This window comes from Pseudomonas sp. RIT-PI-r (genome assembly GCF_001297015.1).
GTDB lineage: Bacteria > Pseudomonadota > Gammaproteobacteria > Pseudomonadales > Pseudomonadaceae > Aquipseudomonas.
Genome location: NZ_LIGE01000025.1, coordinates 1 through 16749 on the forward strand (window position 1 = coordinate 1; position 16749 = coordinate 16749).

15 protein-coding genes are annotated in these 16749 nt (G+C 57.9%); 1 reads left to right on the forward strand and 14 read right to left on the reverse strand.

Features of this window, described 5'->3' with window-relative positions:
• Window positions 1-250 (reverse strand): contractile injection system protein, VgrG/Pvc8 family (locus tag AK821_RS12080; RefSeq protein WP_329626412.1); only part of this gene is annotated, 250 nt, incomplete at its 3' end.
• Window positions 251-624: 374 nt separating this feature from the next.
• On the opposite strand from AK821_RS12080, the gene AK821_RS12085 reads away from it, so the two are divergent.
• Window positions 625-1926 (forward strand): OprD family porin, encoded by a 1302-nt coding sequence (locus AK821_RS12085; protein WP_064389852.1) that lies wholly within the window; start codon window positions 625-627, stop codon window positions 1924-1926.
• Window positions 1927-2069: 143 nt separating this feature from the next.
• On the opposite strand, the gene AK821_RS12090 is transcribed toward AK821_RS12085, so the two are convergent.
• The 13 genes from AK821_RS12090 to AK821_RS12150 form a co-directional block, all read right to left on the reverse strand.
• Complete coding sequence (locus AK821_RS12090; RefSeq protein ID WP_064389853.1) at window positions 2070-2690, reverse strand: transglycosylase SLT domain-containing protein; 621 nt, start codon at window positions 2688-2690, stop codon at window positions 2070-2072.
• A gap of 44 nt (window positions 2691-2734) precedes the next feature.
• Window positions 2735-3673 carry a carbohydrate kinase family protein gene (locus AK821_RS12095; protein WP_064389854.1) on the reverse strand — a complete coding sequence of 313 codons (939 nt, stop codon included), beginning with the start codon at window positions 3671-3673 and terminating at the stop codon, window positions 2735-2737.
• Between the two features lie 13 nt (window positions 3674-3686).
• Window positions 3687-5183, reverse strand: a complete 1497-nt coding sequence (xylB, locus tag AK821_RS12100; RefSeq protein ID WP_064389855.1) for a xylulokinase — start codon at window positions 5181-5183, stop codon at window positions 3687-3689.
• 320 nt (window positions 5184-5503) lie between these two features.
• Window positions 5504-6976 carry a mannitol dehydrogenase family protein gene (locus tag AK821_RS12105; protein WP_064389856.1) on the reverse strand — a complete coding sequence of 491 codons (1473 nt, stop codon included), beginning with the start codon at window positions 6974-6976 and terminating at the stop codon, window positions 5504-5506.
• Window positions 6977-6991: 15 nt separating this feature from the next.
• Entirely contained in the window at window positions 6992-8095 is a 1104-nt protein-coding gene (locus tag AK821_RS12110; protein WP_064389857.1) for an ABC transporter ATP-binding protein, read from the reverse strand.
• A gap of 126 nt (window positions 8096-8221) precedes the next feature.
• The gene (locus AK821_RS12115; RefSeq protein ID WP_034154211.1) at window positions 8222-9052 is read right to left on the reverse strand and encodes a carbohydrate ABC transporter permease; all 831 of its coding nucleotides are present in this window, start codon (window positions 9050-9052) and stop codon (window positions 8222-8224) included.
• 8 nt (window positions 9053-9060) lie between these two features.
• Entirely contained in the window at window positions 9061-9987 is a 927-nt protein-coding gene (locus AK821_RS12120) for a carbohydrate ABC transporter permease (RefSeq protein ID WP_064390696.1), read from the reverse strand.
• Between the two features lie 154 nt (window positions 9988-10141).
• On the reverse strand, window positions 10142-11452 hold the full coding sequence (locus tag AK821_RS12125) for an ABC transporter substrate-binding protein (protein ID WP_064389858.1): 1311 nt from the start codon (window positions 11450-11452) through the stop codon (window positions 10142-10144).
• 343 nt (window positions 11453-11795) lie between these two features.
• Window positions 11796-12701: an AraC family transcriptional regulator gene (locus tag AK821_RS12130; RefSeq protein ID WP_064389859.1), complete on the reverse strand. Its 906-nt coding sequence runs from the start codon at window positions 12699-12701 to the stop codon at window positions 11796-11798.
• A 43-nt stretch (window positions 12702-12744) separates the two neighbouring features.
• Entirely contained in the window at window positions 12745-13623 is an 879-nt protein-coding gene (locus tag AK821_RS12135; protein WP_064389860.1) for a phospholipase, read from the reverse strand.
• Between the two features lie 194 nt (window positions 13624-13817).
• The gene (locus AK821_RS12140) at window positions 13818-14684 is read right to left on the reverse strand and encodes a phospholipase (RefSeq protein ID WP_064389861.1); all 867 of its coding nucleotides are present in this window, start codon (window positions 14682-14684) and stop codon (window positions 13818-13820) included.
• Between the two features lie 137 nt (window positions 14685-14821).
• Window positions 14822-16126, reverse strand: coding sequence for a glycosyltransferase (locus AK821_RS12145; protein WP_064389862.1), 1305 nt, complete (start codon window positions 16124-16126; stop codon window positions 14822-14824).
• Window positions 16127-16269: 143 nt separating this feature from the next.
• Entirely contained in the window at window positions 16270-16632 is a 363-nt protein-coding gene (locus tag AK821_RS12150; protein WP_064389863.1) for a response regulator, read from the reverse strand.
• Window positions 16633-16749: the final 117 nt, after the last annotated feature.

The window sequence follows — 16749 nt, forward strand, 5'->3', positions numbered from 1 at the left end:
TGCCGGAGTCGCCTTGCTCGATGCGATAGACCAGGCCGTGGATCGTGCCTTCGCCGGTGGCGCCGAAGGTCAGCACGCCGGGTTTGTGCAGGAGTTCTTCGAGCTTCAGGTCGGGGCGGGCGCTGACGAGTTCGAGGTCGAAACGGAACGGTTCATTGAGGGCTTCGCGACCGGTGAAGCTGAGGACTTGCAGATCGGCGTTGGCGCCTTCGAGCGTGAGGGTAATGTGTGTTGCGTTGGCGTCCAGCATGCCTTGAATTCCGTCCGTTGAATAAGCAGGGGGCGGATGTTGCAGGATTAAGCCGCCTCGTTCAAGGCGCAAAAGCCGTATGCGCGGGCAACAGGTGGTATAGGGAAAACCCCTAGATGGCGCGTTTCACCCAATAAAACCGGGCATTTGATAAAGTCTGAAGCCAGCCTGTGACGATCATTCCTACAAACGAAGATTGAAGAATCGCCAGTCAGATTCAGACTAAAGTCGCCTGTAGCACGTCAAAGCCATCTGCCATCATTGCCGTTCATCCCCGCGTGGTTCTCTTCCTCCCGGCTTATTAATGAGCTGGGACGGGAGCTATTTTTCGTTTGTTGCGCGCTTGCGCAAACGCTGCAGTGTTGGAGTTTTTCATGCGTCCCCCATTTTCCCTCATCACCCCGCGCCAGTCGTTTGGCTTCGGAGCCTTTGTGCTGTGCGCAGGTTTTACCGCACAGGTTCAGGCCAGCGGATTCCTTGAAGACACTACGGCGAAAATCGAATCGCGCACGGTGTATTTCAACCGCGATTTCCGTGATGGGCACACCTCAAGCGATCAGGGCGCTTCCAAGCGTGAAGAGTCTGCACAGGGCTTTATTCTCAACCTGCAATCGGGCTACACCGAAGGCACGGTCGGCTTTGGCATTGATGCACTGGGCATGCTGGGTTTTCAGCTCGATTCCAGCCCGGATCGCAGCAACAGCGGCTTGCTGCCATCGAGCGGCGAGAACCCGCGCGGTTCGAAAGGTCAGTACGCGAAAATGGGCCTGACCGCCAAGGTCAAGGTCTCGGACACAGTGCTGAAGTACGGCGCGCTGTTGCCGGATCTGCCATTGCTGAAATACAACGACGGTCGTTTGCTGCCGACCATGTTCAATGGCGCGATGCTCACTTCTAAAGAGGTAAAAGACCTGAACTTCATGGCCGCGCGCCTGGACAAGTACACCGCACGCGACTCCACCGATTCGCAAGACATTCGCGTGCACTGCAAGAACAAGCGCTACGCGTGCAATACCACCGCCGATCATTTCGACATGTATGGTTTTGACTACAAGATCAATGATCGCCTGACCGGCCAATATCACTACGCCGAACTGGAAGACATCTATCGTCAGCATTTCGTCGGTCTGGTAGCCAATCAGCCAATGGGTGGCGGTGTGTTGAAGGCCGACTTGCGCTTGCTGAAGAGCGCCGACAGTGGCGATGCGAAAGCCGGTTCCATCGATAACCGTGCCTTGAGCGGCATGCTGTCCTATGCGCACAGCGGCCACACGTTCAGCGCCGGTTGGCAGCGCATGAACGGCGACAACTCGATGCCGTACCTCGATGGCAGCAATCCGTATCTGGTCAACTATGTGCAGGTCAACGACTTCGCCGCCGCGCAGGAACGTTCCTGGCAGTTGCGTTATGACTATGACTTCAAGGCCATCGGCATCAATGGTCTTAGTTTCCTGACCCGTTATGTGAACGGTGACCACATCAAGGTGCTGGGCAGTGATCAGGAAGGGAAGGAGTGGGAACGCGACAGCGAGTTGAAGTATGTGATTCAGACGGGCACGTTCAAGGATGTGAGTGTGCGTTTGAGGAATGCTACGTATCGCACCAATTACGAGAAGTTTGCCCGGGATGTGGATGAGACTCGGGTGATTGTGAGTTACAACTTTTCGGTGTTGTAGGTCCTGGATGTGTAGTGCTTGATCGGGCGCTATCGCGAGCAGGCTCACTCCTACAATGGATCAATGTTGAACGCGATATCCGCGTCCGCTGAAGATCCCCTGTAGGAGTGAGCCTGCTCGCGATGAGGCCCTTGAAATTGCTGCTATAACCAATGCCAGAACCGGCTCCAGAACCCGCGATTCAAATCCTCTTTGCACCCGGCATATTGCCGCGCATACACATCCGAGCGGTTCTGCACTTTGCGCGCCGTCGGCATCAGCCACGCTTTGCTGGCGTAAGTCTTGTTGCGGAAGCCGCCCCAGCCTTCGTGGTAGTTGAGGTACTGGTTATAGGCGTCGTACTTGTAGACGCCGTTGATCGAATAGGTCTTGTCCATGTACCAACCGACAAAGTCGATGGCGTCGTCGAAGTCTTCGCGATCGGCGCCGCTGCGACCGGTGCTTTTCTGATAGTCGGCCCAGACTTCATCCTTGGCTTGCGCATAGCCCGATGCGGTGGACACACGGCCCCACGGGATCACCCAGAGCAAGTATTTGCGCGGAGTCTTGGCGTCGTAGCGGTAGCCGGATTCCTGATACATGATCGCGAAGGGCACCTGAATCGGCACGCCCCAGCGTTTTTGCGTGACTTGCGCCGCGTCGTACCAGTCGCTTTTCTCGCGGAAAATCTCGCAGATATCTTCTGGCGAGCGGGGCGGCGAGGTGCCGCACCCGGTCAGTAGCGTTGCCAGTGTCAGTAGTCCCAGCGTCTGCCCGTATTTCAAAAGCCGTTATCCCGTCGTGCGCAAAAAGGCCGACAGTCTACGGCCTAGCTCAATTGGTGACGATAGGGCAGATCCGGACCAGTCTTGCTACAGGTCAGCGCAGCGGCTTGCACGGCGAACTTGAGCATGGCGTCGATCTGCTCGCGGGCGAGTTGCTGAACGCCTTCGACCGAATCCAGGCCATGCTCGGTCAGCCAGGTAATCAGCGCGGCCTGGAAAGTATCGCCAGCGCCAACGGTGTCGGCGATTTTCACCGAGGCCGCCGGCACAGACCAGCTGCCGTGGTGGCGGCTGAACACGCTGGCGCCGTCGCCGCCACGGGTGAGGAAGACGATCTGGCAGCGCTGTTCGAGCCAGCCTTCGATCACGCGCTGCGGGTCCTGTTCGGGGTAGAGCAGGCTCAGGTCTTCGTCGCTGACCTTGATCAGATCGGCCAGTGGCACCAGCGTCGCGATGCGCTCGCGCCACAGGTCGATGTTTGGCTCGGGATTGAGGCGCACGTTCGGGTCGAGGGTGATCACGCGCTTGCCACTTTCACGCTGCACCAAGGCCAGCAGCGTATCGCCAATAGGCTGCACCACCAGCGAGAACGAACCAATGTGCAAGCCGCGCACCTCAGGACCCAGCACTGGCAGATGCGCAAGACTCAGTTGCCGATCGGCACAGCCTTCGCCACGAAAGCTGTAGTGCGGCGAGCCATTGGCACCGACGGCGACCATTGCCAGCGTAGTCGGCGCGGCGAAGTCCACCAGATAGTCCGGGCACACACCTTCATCCTGCAGCACTTGCTGCAAGCGGCGGCCGAGGTAGTCGGTGGACAGTCCGCCAAACAAGGCCGAGTCCACGCCCAGACGGCGCAAACCCACGGCGACGTTGAACGGCGAGCCGCCGGCAATCGCCTTGAAATTCACTTTCGAGGCCAGACCGCTGGCGTCGTCTTCACTGAAGAAATCAAACAGGGCTTCGCCACACACCAAATACATAATTGTTTGCTCTTTATAGGGTTGCGACATGCTGTTGATAGCGTTCATAGGCCTGCTGGAACGCCGCGACGTTGGCGGCAATCGGCAGGGTTTCACTGCTGGAATCGAGTTTCACGCAGCGTTGGCACAGCTCGGCGAGGCTGTCTTCGTGGCCATTGGACCAGGATTTGCACCACGCCGCTTGAATCGCCGCGCCGAGGGCGGCGGCTTCGCTTTGTTCGGTGCAGATCACCGGAGTATTCATGATGTCGGCGACGATCTGTCGCCATACCGCGCTTTTCGAACCGCCACCGATCAGGCAAATGCTGCGGCTTTGTAAACCATTGTGGCGGAGCAAATCCAGTCCGTAACGTAGACCAAAGGTTGTGCCCTCGACGGCGGCGCGGCACAGATTGGCCTGGGTCAGGTTGTCCAGCGTCAAGCCGTGCAGGCTGCCGGTGGCATGAGGCAGCGCGGGTACGCGTTCGCCGTTGAGAAACGGCAGCATGCTCACGCCGTCGGCGCCGATGGGCGCCTGGGCGACGAGGTCGTTGAACTGCTGCAGATCAAGGTCGAACAATTCGCGAATCGCGCCGGTGGCGTTGGTCAGGTTCATGGTGCAGATCAGCGGCAACCAGCCGCCGCTGGACGAGCAGAAGGTCGCAACCGAAGCGTCCGGGCTGACTTTCGGTGCGTCGGAATAGGCGTACACCGTGCCGGAAGAGCCCAGGCTCATGGTGATCGCGCCGGGCTGAATATTGCCGGTGCCGATGGCGCCCATCATGTTGTCGCCGCCACCACTCGATACCTGTGCGTTGGGGTTGATGCCAAGGTGTGCGGCAATCGCCGGGAGGATCGCGCCGACGGCTTGATGCGCGTCAATCAGCTCCGGCAATGCCGCTTGCAGGCGTCCGCTGGCGTCGATGTCGCGCAGCAGTTGCAAGTCCCATTGGCGGGTGCGCACATTAAAATAGCCAGTGCCGGAGGCGTCGCCGTATTCGCTGCAGGCGCGGCCGGTGAGCCAGAAGTTGAGGTAGTCGTGGGGCAGCAGAATGCGCGCGATGCGTGAGAACACCACGGGATGCTGTTCTTTGGTCCAGAGCAGTTTCGACACGGTGTAGCCCGGGGCGATGACCACGCCGAGGCGTTCCAGCGAGCCTTTTTCGCCGCCCAGATGAGTGAGCAGACGGTCATTTTCGGCGCTGGTTTCGGTGTCGCACCAGAGCTTGGCCGGGCGCAGGACTTCACCTTGATCATCGAGCAGGACCAGACCGTGTTGCTGGCCGGAGACGCCGATGCCGAGGATCGACTGGCCGTCGACATTTGCCGCCAGCAACGCCTGGCGGGTGGCGAGGGCGAAGGCTTCGAGCCATTGCTGGGTGTCTTGCTCGCGGCGGCCATTCGCGCCGCTGATCATCGTGTGTGCGGCGGCGCCTTGACCTAGCACCTGGCCGCTGGCGGCGTCGAGGATGATGGCTTTGGTGCCTTGGGTGCCGCAGTCGATGCCTAGGAACAGTTGTTGTGTTGTCATGTGTGGACCACTCGGGTGTGGTGAAGATCAAGAGCTTACCCCCTCACCCCAGCCCTCCCGAAACGTCGGACCGCCCCCAAGGGGGCGAGGGGGAAAGGGAGCCGATCGGGGGGCTGTTCAAAAGCTGAGTTCGACTCCGGTTCTCTCAACCGGGGCTGTTCAAAATTTGAGTTCGACTGCGGATCTCTCAATCAGGGGCTGTTCAAATCCTGAGTTCGACTCCGGACGTTCAGGTCGATGTAACTTGTACAAACCCCTCGGTCAGTTCCCTCTCCCTCTGGGCGGTCCGACGTTTCGGGAGGGCTAGGGTGAGGGGCTTTTCAATCCAGAATCCGCTGCAAAGTCCGCGTCACACCGTCCTCGCGCAAACTGTTGCAGCACCACTCAAACGCCGCCACAAACTCCGCCGAACGTGGTATCGCCGTGCCAAAAATCTCTTCGACCGCCAACAACCGCTGAGTCATTAAAGCATCGTCTGCCACCAACACCTGACAAAACGCCGCGCGCGGATCCGGGATCGAATAGGTATCACCATTCTCATCCACGCCTTTCAAATACAACGCCCACGCCGCCACCACCAACGCCGCACGTTTAGTCTCCTGCCCATCAGCAATCAAGCGATTGATCGTCGGGATGGTGAACTTGGGAAACTTCGAGGAGCCGTCCGAGCACACCCGCTCCAGCTGATCGGCAATCGCCTGATTGGAGAAACGCGCCACCAGCGTGTTTTTGTAATCCGTCAGATCAATGCCGGGCACCGGCGCCAGTTGCGGGGTCACGTCCAGATCCATATAGGCGCGCATGTAACGCACGAACAGCGGGTCGTTCATGGTCTCGTGAACAAACCGATAGCCTTTCAAAAAGCCCAGATAGGTCAGCGCCAGATGGCTGCCGTTGAGCAGTTTGATTTTCATATCTTCGTACGGCGAAACATCGTCGGTGAACTGCACGCCGACCTTTTCCCAAGCCGGCCGACCGTTGACGAATTTGTCCTCCAGCACCCACTGCACAAATGGTTCGCAGACCACCGGCCAGGCATCGTCGACCCCATGTTTGTCGGCCAGTTGCAGGCGATGCGCAGTGCTGGTCATCGGCGTGATGCGATCGACCATGGCGTTGGGGAAACTGACGTTGGCGTCAATCCAGCTGCACAGATCGCTATTGCGCAGAGAGGCAAACGCCAGCAGCGCCTTGCGCGTCACGGCGCCGTTGTGCGGCAGGTTATCGCAAGACATCACGGTAAATGCCGGGATGCCCGCCGCCCGGCGTTTTTCCAGGGCTGCACACAAAAAGCCGAACACGGTTTTCGGTGCCTGCGGATTGGCCAGATCATGTTGAATTTGCGGCAGGTGCGCCATGAACTCGCCGTTGCTGTCGTCGATGCAATAACCGCCTTCGGTGATGGTCAGCGAGACGATGCGGATCTGTGGGGCGGCGAGTTTGTCGATCAACGCCTGAGCGCTGTCTTCGGCGAGCAACATGTCACGAATCGCGCCGATCACGCGCACCTCGGTGTCGTCGCTGTCACCGAGTTCGAACAGGGTGAACAGGTAATCCTGCTCTTTGAGATCGTCGCGGGCGCGGCGGTCTTCGGTGCGCAGGCCGACGCCGCAAATCGCCCAGTCCAGCGCTTCGCCGGTATTCATCAGCGCGTCGGTGTAATACGCCTGATGCGCGCGGTGGAAACCGCCGACGCCGATGTGGGCGATGCCCTGACGGGTGTCGCTGAGGCTGTAGGCCGGCAGTTGCACTTCGGCGGCCAGACGATGGAGGTTCTGTTGGTTGAGTTTCATCGGGAGTTCTCGAAATCAGGCCGCAGCGCGCAGCGGACGGGTCAGCGCGACACCTTCGGCATCGAATAAATGGCAGTGCGTCGGATCGAGGTGCAGGCTCAGTTGCTCGCCGTAACGGCTGGCCAGGTCCCCGCGCACGCGCATGGTCAGGGCTTCGCCGGCATTCGTGGCGACGTGGCAGAAAGTGTCGCTGCCGAGGCGCTCGCTGACGTCGGCGGTGACTTGCAACGTGCAGTCGCCCGCTTGCGCCAGTTCCAGGTGTTCCGGGCGGATGCCCAGGGTCACGGCGCTGCCGACGCTGAGGTTGACGGTGTTGAACGGCAAGGTGATGCGCGTTCCGGCGTCCAGCGAAACCTCACAGCTCTGGGCGTCGAGGCGGGCGATCTTGCCCTTGAGGAAACCCATTTTCGGTGTGCCGAGAAAACCGGCGACGAACAGGTTCGCGGGGTTGTGATACAGGTCCAGTGGCGAGCCGACTTGCTCGATCTTGCCGCCATTGAGCACCACGACCTTGTCGGCCATGGTCATCGCTTCAACTTGATCGTGGGTCACGTAGATCATCGTCGCTTGCAGGTCTTTATGCAGGCGCAGCAGTTCCAGACGCATCTGCACGCGAAGCGCAGCGTCGAGGTTGGACAGCGGTTCGTCGAACAGGAAGATTTTCGGATTGCGCACAATGGCGCGGCCAATCGCGACGCGCTGACGCTGACCACCGGAGAGCTGCTTTGGCTTGCGCTCAAGCATCGGGCCGAGTTCGAGAATGCGCGCGGCCTCGCCGACTTTCTTCTCGACTTCGGCTTTCGGTACGCCGGCCAGATCGAGGGCGAACGACATGTTCTTTTTCACGGTCATGTGCGGATACAGCGCGTAGGTCTGGAACACCATCGCCAGATCGCGCTTGGCCGGGCTGACTTCGGTGATGTCGCGGCCATCGAGTTCGATGGTGCCGCCGCTGACTTCTTCGAGGCCGGCGATCAGCCGCAACAGGGTGGATTTGCCACAACCGGACGGGCCGACGAAGACCACGAACTCCTTGTCGTTCACCTCAAGGTCGATGCCTTTGATGATGGAGAAACCTTCGAAGCCTTTTTGCAGATTCTTGATTTTCAGGTTGGCCATGAGGATGGGCCTCCGCAATGTTGTTTTTTTAAGATCAAAAGATCGCAGCCTGCGGCAGCTCCTACAGGGGGACGGCATGCTTTATGTAGGAGCTGCCGAAGGCTGCGATCTTTTGCTTTTCAATCTTCATTTCACGGCGCCGAACGACAGGCCGCGCACCAGTTGTTTCTGGCTGATCCAGCCGAAGATCAGAATCGGCGCACACGCCAGGGTCGAGACTGCCGACAACTTGGCCCAAAACAAACCTTCCGGGCTCGAATACGAGGCGATCAGAGCGGTCAGTGGCGCGGCTTTCGACGAGGTCAGGTTCAGCGACCAGAACGCCTCGTTCCAGCACAGGATCAGCGACAGCAGCACAGTCGAGGCGAGGCCACCCTTGGCGATCGGCAACAGCACGCGGACCATTTCCTGCCACAACGTCGCGCCGTCGAGGCGGGCGGCTTCGAGGATGTCTTTGGGGATGTCCTTGAAGTAGGTGTAAACCATCCAGACCACGATCGGCAGGTTGATCAGCGTGTAGATCACGATCAGCGCGATGCGCGTGTCGAGCAGGCCGAAACTTTTGGCCAGCAGGTAGATCGGCATCAGCACGCCCACCGGTGGCAGCATTTTTGTGGAGAGCATCCACAGCAGCGTGCCTTTGGTGCGCTGGGTTTCGTAGAACGCCATCGAGTACGCCGCCGGCACTGCGATCAATAGGCACAGGGCCGTGGCGCTGAAGGAAATCACCACCGAGTTCCAGGCGAAGCTGAAGTAATCGCTGCGCTCATTGATGTGCAGGTAGTTCTCCAGCGTCGGCGTGAAGATGAACTGCGGCGGCGTGGCGAACGCGTCGATTTCGGTTTTGAAACTGGTCATCACCATCCAGAAGATCGGGAAGAAAATCACGATCGCGATGGCCCAGGCCAGGGTGCCGAGCAGCAGGCTTTGCAGCCGGCGGGATTGTTGGAGAGTCATGGCAGGCCTCAGGCTTTGTCAGTCAGGTTTTTGCCGATCATCCGCACCAGAATGATCGCGGCGATGTTGGCGATGACCACGGCAATCAGACCGCCCGCCGAGGCCATGCCGACGTCGAACTGCACCAGCGCCTGGTTGTAGATCAGGTAGGCGAGGTTGGTCGAGGCGTAGCCGGGGCCACCGTTGGTGGTGGTGAAAATCTCGGCGAACACCGACAGCAGGAAGATCGTTTCGATCATCACCACCACGGCAATCGGCCGTGCCAGATGCGGCAGGGTCAGGTGCCAGAAGATCGCGATCGGCCCGGCACCGTCGAGGCGCGCCGCTTCTTTCTGTTCCTGGTCGAGGGACTGCATCGCTGTCATCAGAATCAGGATCGCGAAGGGCAGCCACTGCCACGAGACAATGATGATGATCGACAGCAGCGGGTAGTGGGCGAGCCAGTCCACCGGTTGCGCGCCGAACAACTTCCAGATGTAGGCGAGGATCCCGGAGACCGGATGGAAAATCAGGTTCTTCCAGATCAGCGCACCGACCGTGGGCATGATGAAGAACGGCGAGATCAGCATGACCCGCACGATGCCGCGCCCGAGAAATTCGCTGGCTTCAAGCAATGCACTGATCAACACGCCGAGGACCACGCTGATCAGCAGTACGCTGCCGACCAGTAACAATGTGTTGGTGGCGCCGGGCAGAAAACCCGAGTCGGTCAGAAAGTAGCTGAAGTTTTCCAGCCCGACGAATTCGTTTTCCCCGGGATACAGCAGGTTGTAGCGGATCAGCGAAAAGTAGATGGTCATGCCCAGCGGCACGATCATCCACAGCAGCAACAGGGCCACCGAAGGGCTGACCAGAAACCAGCCGGGGTTGCGTACGCGGACCTTGCGCGCAGGTTGCGACAGGTCGAGGTGGGCTTTGGCAGTTGAAGTATTCATGGTGATCACAACCGAGTCATACAGACCTATGGAGATCTAATGGAGGAGTGAGCCTGCTCGCGATGGCGGTGTGTCAGTCACCGTCTGTTTCAGATTGAAAACCGCCATCGCGAGCAGGCTCACTCCTACAAAAGGCAGGAGCGAGCTTTGCGGGTTACTTGGGATACCCGGCGCGCTTCATCTCGCGTTCAGTGGATTGCTGAGCGGCGGCGAGGGCTTGATCCACCGTGGTCTGGCCGATCAGCGCTGCCGAAAACAGCTTGCCGACCTGGGTGCCCACGGCCTGGAATTCAGGAATGGTCACCAGTTGAATGCCAATGTACGGCACCGGTTTGAGCGTCGGTTTGCCCGGATCGGCAGCCTTCAGCGATTCCAGCGTGACCTTGGCGAACGGTGCTGCGCTCATGTAGGCGTCGCTGTAGGTTGAGGCGCGGGTGCCCGGTGGTACGTTGGCGATACCGTCAGTCTTCGCCACCAGCTCGCCGTACTCTTTGGAGGTCGCCCAGGCGCTGAACTCTTTGGCGGCATCCTTGGCTTTGGAGCTGGTCGGAATCGCCAGCGCCCACGAGTACAGCCATGCCGAACCTTTGTCGGTGACCTGATGCGGGGCGAAGGTGAAGCCGACGTGATCAGCAACCTTGCTCTGGGTCTTGTCGGTGACGAACGAACCGGCGACGCTGGCATCGACCCACATCGCGCATTTGCCGCTGTTGAACAAGGCGAGGTTTTCGTTGAAACCGTTGCTCGAAGCACCCGGCGGGCCAGATTTCTTCATGGTGTCGACGTAGAAGTTCAGTGCGTTCTTCCACTCGGGGCCATTGAATTCCGGCTGCCATTTTTCATCGAACCAGCGCGCGCCGTAGGCGTTGGCGACCGTGGTGATCAGCGCCATGTTTTCGCCCCAGCCGGCCTTGCCGCGCAGGCAGATGCCGTACTGTTCTTTATCCTTTTTCGTAAGCTTTTCGGCGAAACCGGCAATCTGTTCCCAGGTCGGACGCTCGGGCATGGTCAGGCCCGCATCCTTGAACAGGTCGGTGCGGTAATAGGTGATCGAGCTTTCCGCGTAGAACGGCAGGGCATACAGCGAGCCCTTGACCGAAAGGCCTTCGCGCACCGATGGGAACACATCGTCGAGGGCATAACTGGCCGGCAGATCCTTCATTGGTTCGAGCCAGCCTTTGGCGCCCCACAGTGCCGCTTCGTACATGCCGATGGTCAACACGTCGAACTGCCCGCCCTGGGTGGCGATGTCGGTGGTCAGGCGTTGGCGCAGAACGTTTTCTTCCAGTACCACCCAATTGAGCTTGATGTCCGGATGCTCGGTCTCGAAAGTTTTCGAGAGCTTTTGCATGCGGATCATGTCGCTGTTGTTGACGGTGGCAATGGTCAGAGTCTGGGCGCCAAGGCTGACGCTGCTGAGGGTCATGCAGGTGAGGGCAAGCAGAGCTTTTGCAGTGGGTTGCATCGTGCACTCCTTTTCTGCGCCCGGTGGGTAGCAGAAGGACAGTTATTGTTTTTGTGTCTTCCGACGACAGGAAGAATGTGCACTGATTACAGCCTTCAATCACAGGGCTGACAAATCATCCCTAGCACTTTTATCGATACTTTTTTGCACTGGTGTTTGGCAGGGTAAACGCAGGGAAGGGGTTTTCAGCGGTCAGACGCTATCGAATGCGTACAGGTTTCTGATGCCGACGCAGCCCCCTGTAGAAGTGAGCCTGCTCGCGATAGCGGTGTGAGAGTTTGCAGATATGTTGGCTGACACTCCGCTATCGCGAGCAGGCTCACTTCTACAGGGGACCGGGTTGTCAGGTGTGGTTTTGTTCGGTCAGTCGCTGCACTGCGAGCCGACGGTAATGCGATGGCGTCATGCCTTTGAGCTGCAGGAAGCGCCGGTTGAAATTGGAAATGTTGTTGAAGCCCGATTCGAAACACACCTCGGTCACCGGTTTGTCGCCATCGGCCAGCAGCTCGCAGGATTTACTGATACGCAGGCGATTGACGAACTCGATGAAGTTGCGCCCCGTCGCCTGCTTGAATACGCGGCTGAAATAAGTCGGCGTCATTGCGAGATGTTCAGCGACTTCCTCCAGTGCTATATCGCGGGCGTAATGGCTGAATATGTAATCGACCGCGCGGTTGGTCCGGTCGATGTTGTGCTCGTCGGCGAGTTGCGCAGTGGTTGCGCCGGACAAAAGCTGAAAGTCATCGCTGGCTGCGAGCAGCTCCATCAGGATGAAAAAATGCCCCAGCCGGGTGATGCCTGTGGAGTCGGCAATACGCTGCATCAGCGTCATCGCCTGGCGAATGGTGCGTTTGCAGCGAAACTCGATACCGTATTGCGCGCGCTCGAGCAATGGCGCCAGGGATTTCAGCTCGGCGAACACCTGATGGCCACTCTCGAACAGCTCGTCGGTGAAATTGACCAGCATGTCGCGTTTCTCGACGACTTCATCTTCGGCGACCTGGCTGATCCAGTTGTGCGGCAGATTGGGGCCGGTAAGAAACAGCGTTTCCGGGTAGAAGTTGCCTATGTAGTCGCCGATGAACACTTTGCCCGAGCTCGCCACGATCAGATGCAACTCGTATTCCTTATGGAAATGCCAGCGCACCAGCGGGCATGGGAAGCCGTGCTGGCGGTAGATGATGGACAACCCGTTATGGTCATCCATCAACTCGTAAGAGGGATCGGTTACGCGGGCTGTTCGGCTCATGTCAGGACGCTTTTATTGTTATCGCCTGGCGATCATGCCCCTTTCAGCCCGATTGATACAACGTGCGTCCGTAAACTGCTTTCATGCTGTTGGCGACCCAGCAGTTGCGGACAATCTCGGATTCATCGAAAAAGTCGGTGCTGATGATGCTGCAACGGGTGACCCAGCCGCGGCTTGAGTGAAACCAGTCATTGAGTTGTTTCTTGATGTCGCTCGGCCCGCCTAGTAACGAGTAGCAGGTGGCTGGCAGTGACCAGATGAATGTTTCATGGGGCGTACCCTCAAGAGACTTTTCGATATGAAGGCCGAGTGCCGTCGTGTCGGTAAAAACTTTCTTGTTCCACTTGTGCGGGATCTGCGGCCAGAAATAGTTTCTGTCCTGCTCGGGTGAGTAGGGCGCTGCCATGACGATGCGGCGCTTGCTACTGCTGCGTTTGAGTTCACCTATCGTAGTAATTGAATCCATATGGGGAATCAGTCGTGAACCGAGGCGATTGAGCATAAAGTCACTCAGGCGCTGCCGATCAAAAGACTTGTTGCCATCACCCAGTTGATGAAAGTCCAGAACAATGAATTCGTCGGGATTACGATCGAGGAAAGCCGCAACCGCCTCGACCAACTCATCGAGCACGCGGTGTGACTGAAAACCGTTGTGGTGAAAGTAATACAGCGGGCGCTGCGGCCCGGCAGTGCACCCGAGGCGAATATCGAATGCGCGGGCGCCGTTGTCCAGTTGCCAGGCGAATGAATCGTTCTGGCACGTCGTCCAGTGACCGAGCACGACCTCGTAGTTGGGCGCTTTTTTATCCATGCCGCTGTTGTGGGTGCCGGGCCAGACGATATCGGTCAGCTTGAGCTGATCGATATCCAGTACTTGGCTCATCCAGGTCTGCTTGTCGAGTGTTGCGGTGGCGCTGCTCATCGTGACAACTCCTTGTCGTCATACATCGCCCCATCCTTGGGCGATTGTTGAAATATCCGATGCCGAGGGTGACATCGTCCAGTTTCACCGATTGTCGGGAAAGCTCGAATACAGCATACAAACACCGAAGAACATTACCAGTCGCGGAAATATCCGCTAAAAAATAGCCAATGAATGGCACTCGACAGTATCAGTTACCCGCGTCGCGCTTTACTCAGATTCGTGCTGATGCAGAACGCAACCAGTCGGGTTTCTTCGAAGAAATCGACGTTGACGACATTGCAGTTCTGGAGCCAGTCACTATTGGCGGGGTCAAACCAGCGATCCAGTTCGGTATGAATGTCGACCGGGCCACCCAGCGCCGCATAACTGGTCGCTGACAGCGACCATGGTGCGTATCGAAAAGGCGGAGAGGACATTGTTGTGGCGATGAATTTTTGCAGGTCGCTGGCACTCGGAGTTTGCGTTCCGATCCATTGATGGTGGAGCTTCGGGTTAAAGTATTTATGGTCAAGTTCATGATGCTGTGGCGCATGAATCAGGATTCGCTGCGTGCGGCTTATGCTTTTCAGTTGTTGCAGATTCAGGCCGCTATTGCTGGCAGGGATGATCCTGTTACCCAGCAGTTTAATCAGCATGTGGTTGAACCATGCAAAGTCAAAGGGCCGGTCGCCATCTTTCATTTCATGAAAGTCGAGGACAATGAATTCGTCGGGATACTCTGAGAGAAAGCGCTCTATGTCGGTTATCAGGTGAACAAGCGAGCGTGAAGACAGAAAGCCGTTATGCTGGAAACGAAATTTGTTAAGTTCCATGCCGCTGTTCTGGTAAGTGAGCCGTAAATCCAGGGCTCTGGCGCCATTGAGCAGTTGGTCATAAAAGGACTTGTGCTGGCAAGCCACCCAGTGTGCGCCCGGGATCAGGGCGTATGAGGCCTTCCAGTCGCAACCGGCGTTGTGAGTGCCAGGCAAGCTCAACTTATAGAGCGGTAAAACATCAATGGCGGTATTGGCACTCATCCAGTTAGTGAATGCGTAGTTGCTGGTTGTTGCGCTGTTCATGATGGCGTCCCTGTAGTAATAATTAATCAAGTGACTTGCTTGCTGTCTGGGCAAGTCACTTGTTTTTAATTTAATTCGAGGGCTTTGATCAATGAATTAGTTGATGCTGGATATATGTATTGTTAAGTGTCTTGCTGTCAGTTGTTATCTGCTTGATGGCGGTTTTTAGCTTCAATCCATTGCGCCATGTATTGAGTGCTTTTGTGATGGTGGTGGCGCAACATGCTGCCGGTGAAGTTTGACTTTCTTGACTGTGCCATGTTTCGCAAACAGTCCTTCAACTTGTCGATGAGTAACGGGCCATGTACCGACTTCCGATAACGCTCGTTCAACATCGACTGACCTGCCAGGCGGGCTGCTTCCCAGCGCTGTTCGTCGCGGTAAAGTTGCACGGCATGGTTGGCGAAATCCTCTGCGGTGCAGGTGATTGCGCCGGGCCACGGCATGCTGCCGTGCATGGCTTCCGCACCGATCGGTGTGGTCACGGACGGTGTTGCGCACAGCATGGCATCGACAATCTTGCCCTTGATGCCGGCACCAAACCGCAGTGGCGCCAGGCACACCCGCGCAGCTGACATGACTTGCAAGGCATCTTCGGCCCAGTTCATCACGTGGAAACCTTGCGCCGCATTGTGCAGGGCCGTGGCCTTGGGCGGGGTGTAGGCGCCATAGATGTGCAACTGCGCTTGCGGCAGTTGCGCGCGGATCAACGGCCAGATCGTGGTTTTCATCCAGAGCACCGCATCCCAATTGGGCGCGTGACGGAAATTGCCGATGCTGAGGAAGTGCGCGCGCTCGGCGAAAGTGCGCGGTTCGGCTGTCGGCAAGTCGATCATCAGTGGACACCAGTGCAGCAGCGCGACCGGCAGGCCAAATTCCTCGACCAGCAATTGGATCTCGACTTGCGAAATCATCAGGTTGAGGTCGCAACGATACAGCGCGCCGATTTCCCGCTTGGCCAGGTCGCTGTCGGCCATCAACTCGAACTCTTCGCGCAACGCCGGTACGAACAACGAGGTGAAATCCTGATTGTCGGGATCTTCCCTCAAGCGCTCCTTGAGGCGCTGCTGCCTTGCGTGTCGCAGGCTTTGCAGGTCGGAGGTTTCCAGCACGCGCAGGGCTTGCGGGCAGTGTTTCTCGACCCGCCAGCCGAACTGTTCTTCCATCATGAATTGATCGAACAGCACGATGTCTGGCGCTAATTGGCTGAGGAAAGCATCGAAGCTGCTGTTGTTGAGTTGGATCGGTACTTCACGAATGCCCAAAGCACTCAGGTCAGCCTTGTGTTCACCGGGGCCTGCCGGGCTGCTGAAGGTGATTTCCCAGCCTTGCTCAAGGAACGTTTCGAGAATTTGCATGACATGCCCACTGGCTGCCGAAGAGCGTGGTTCGGGCCAGACGTAGCCGATGACCAGGACTTTGGTGGCGGGGGATGTGTTCATGAGCAGATGTTCCTTGAAAACGGGCAGGGCAAAACGGGCGCGCAATTAGACCACAAGCCGAAGATCGATCAGTCGATCCGGACTCGCTCAATGGGTAATGACCTGGAGCAGTTGCTGCCGCGAAGCGGATGTTTTGGCAAAGATCAGTGAGGCAAAATGCCGTTCACCTTGTCGCGCAGTTGATCGATGGAAAACGGTTTGCCAATGACGTGCATGTCCGCAGGTACATCAATGGTTTCGGCATAGCCGCTGGCGAACAGGATGGGCAGGGCTGGGTGCAGCGTTCGCGCCTTGGTGGCCAGTTCACGGCCATCCATGCCGGGCAGGCCGACATCGGTCATCATCAGGTGGATTTTTTCTCCCTGATTGCGCAACCATTCCAATGCCTGCTCGCTACCATCAGCCTCCAGCACCTTGAACTCCAGCTCCTCAAGCACATCGACGATGAGCATGCGCACGATGTCGTCGTCTTCTACGACAAGGATGGTGAACGGCGGGGTGGACATATTGAAGGCTCTCAAGAAATTAACGCTGGGTTTCGGCCGGTCGAATGTGCCGGGCTCTTGCATGAGTAAGTAGCGCATGGCCACAAGTTCCCGAACTGACACAAAAAAGCTTAGCTG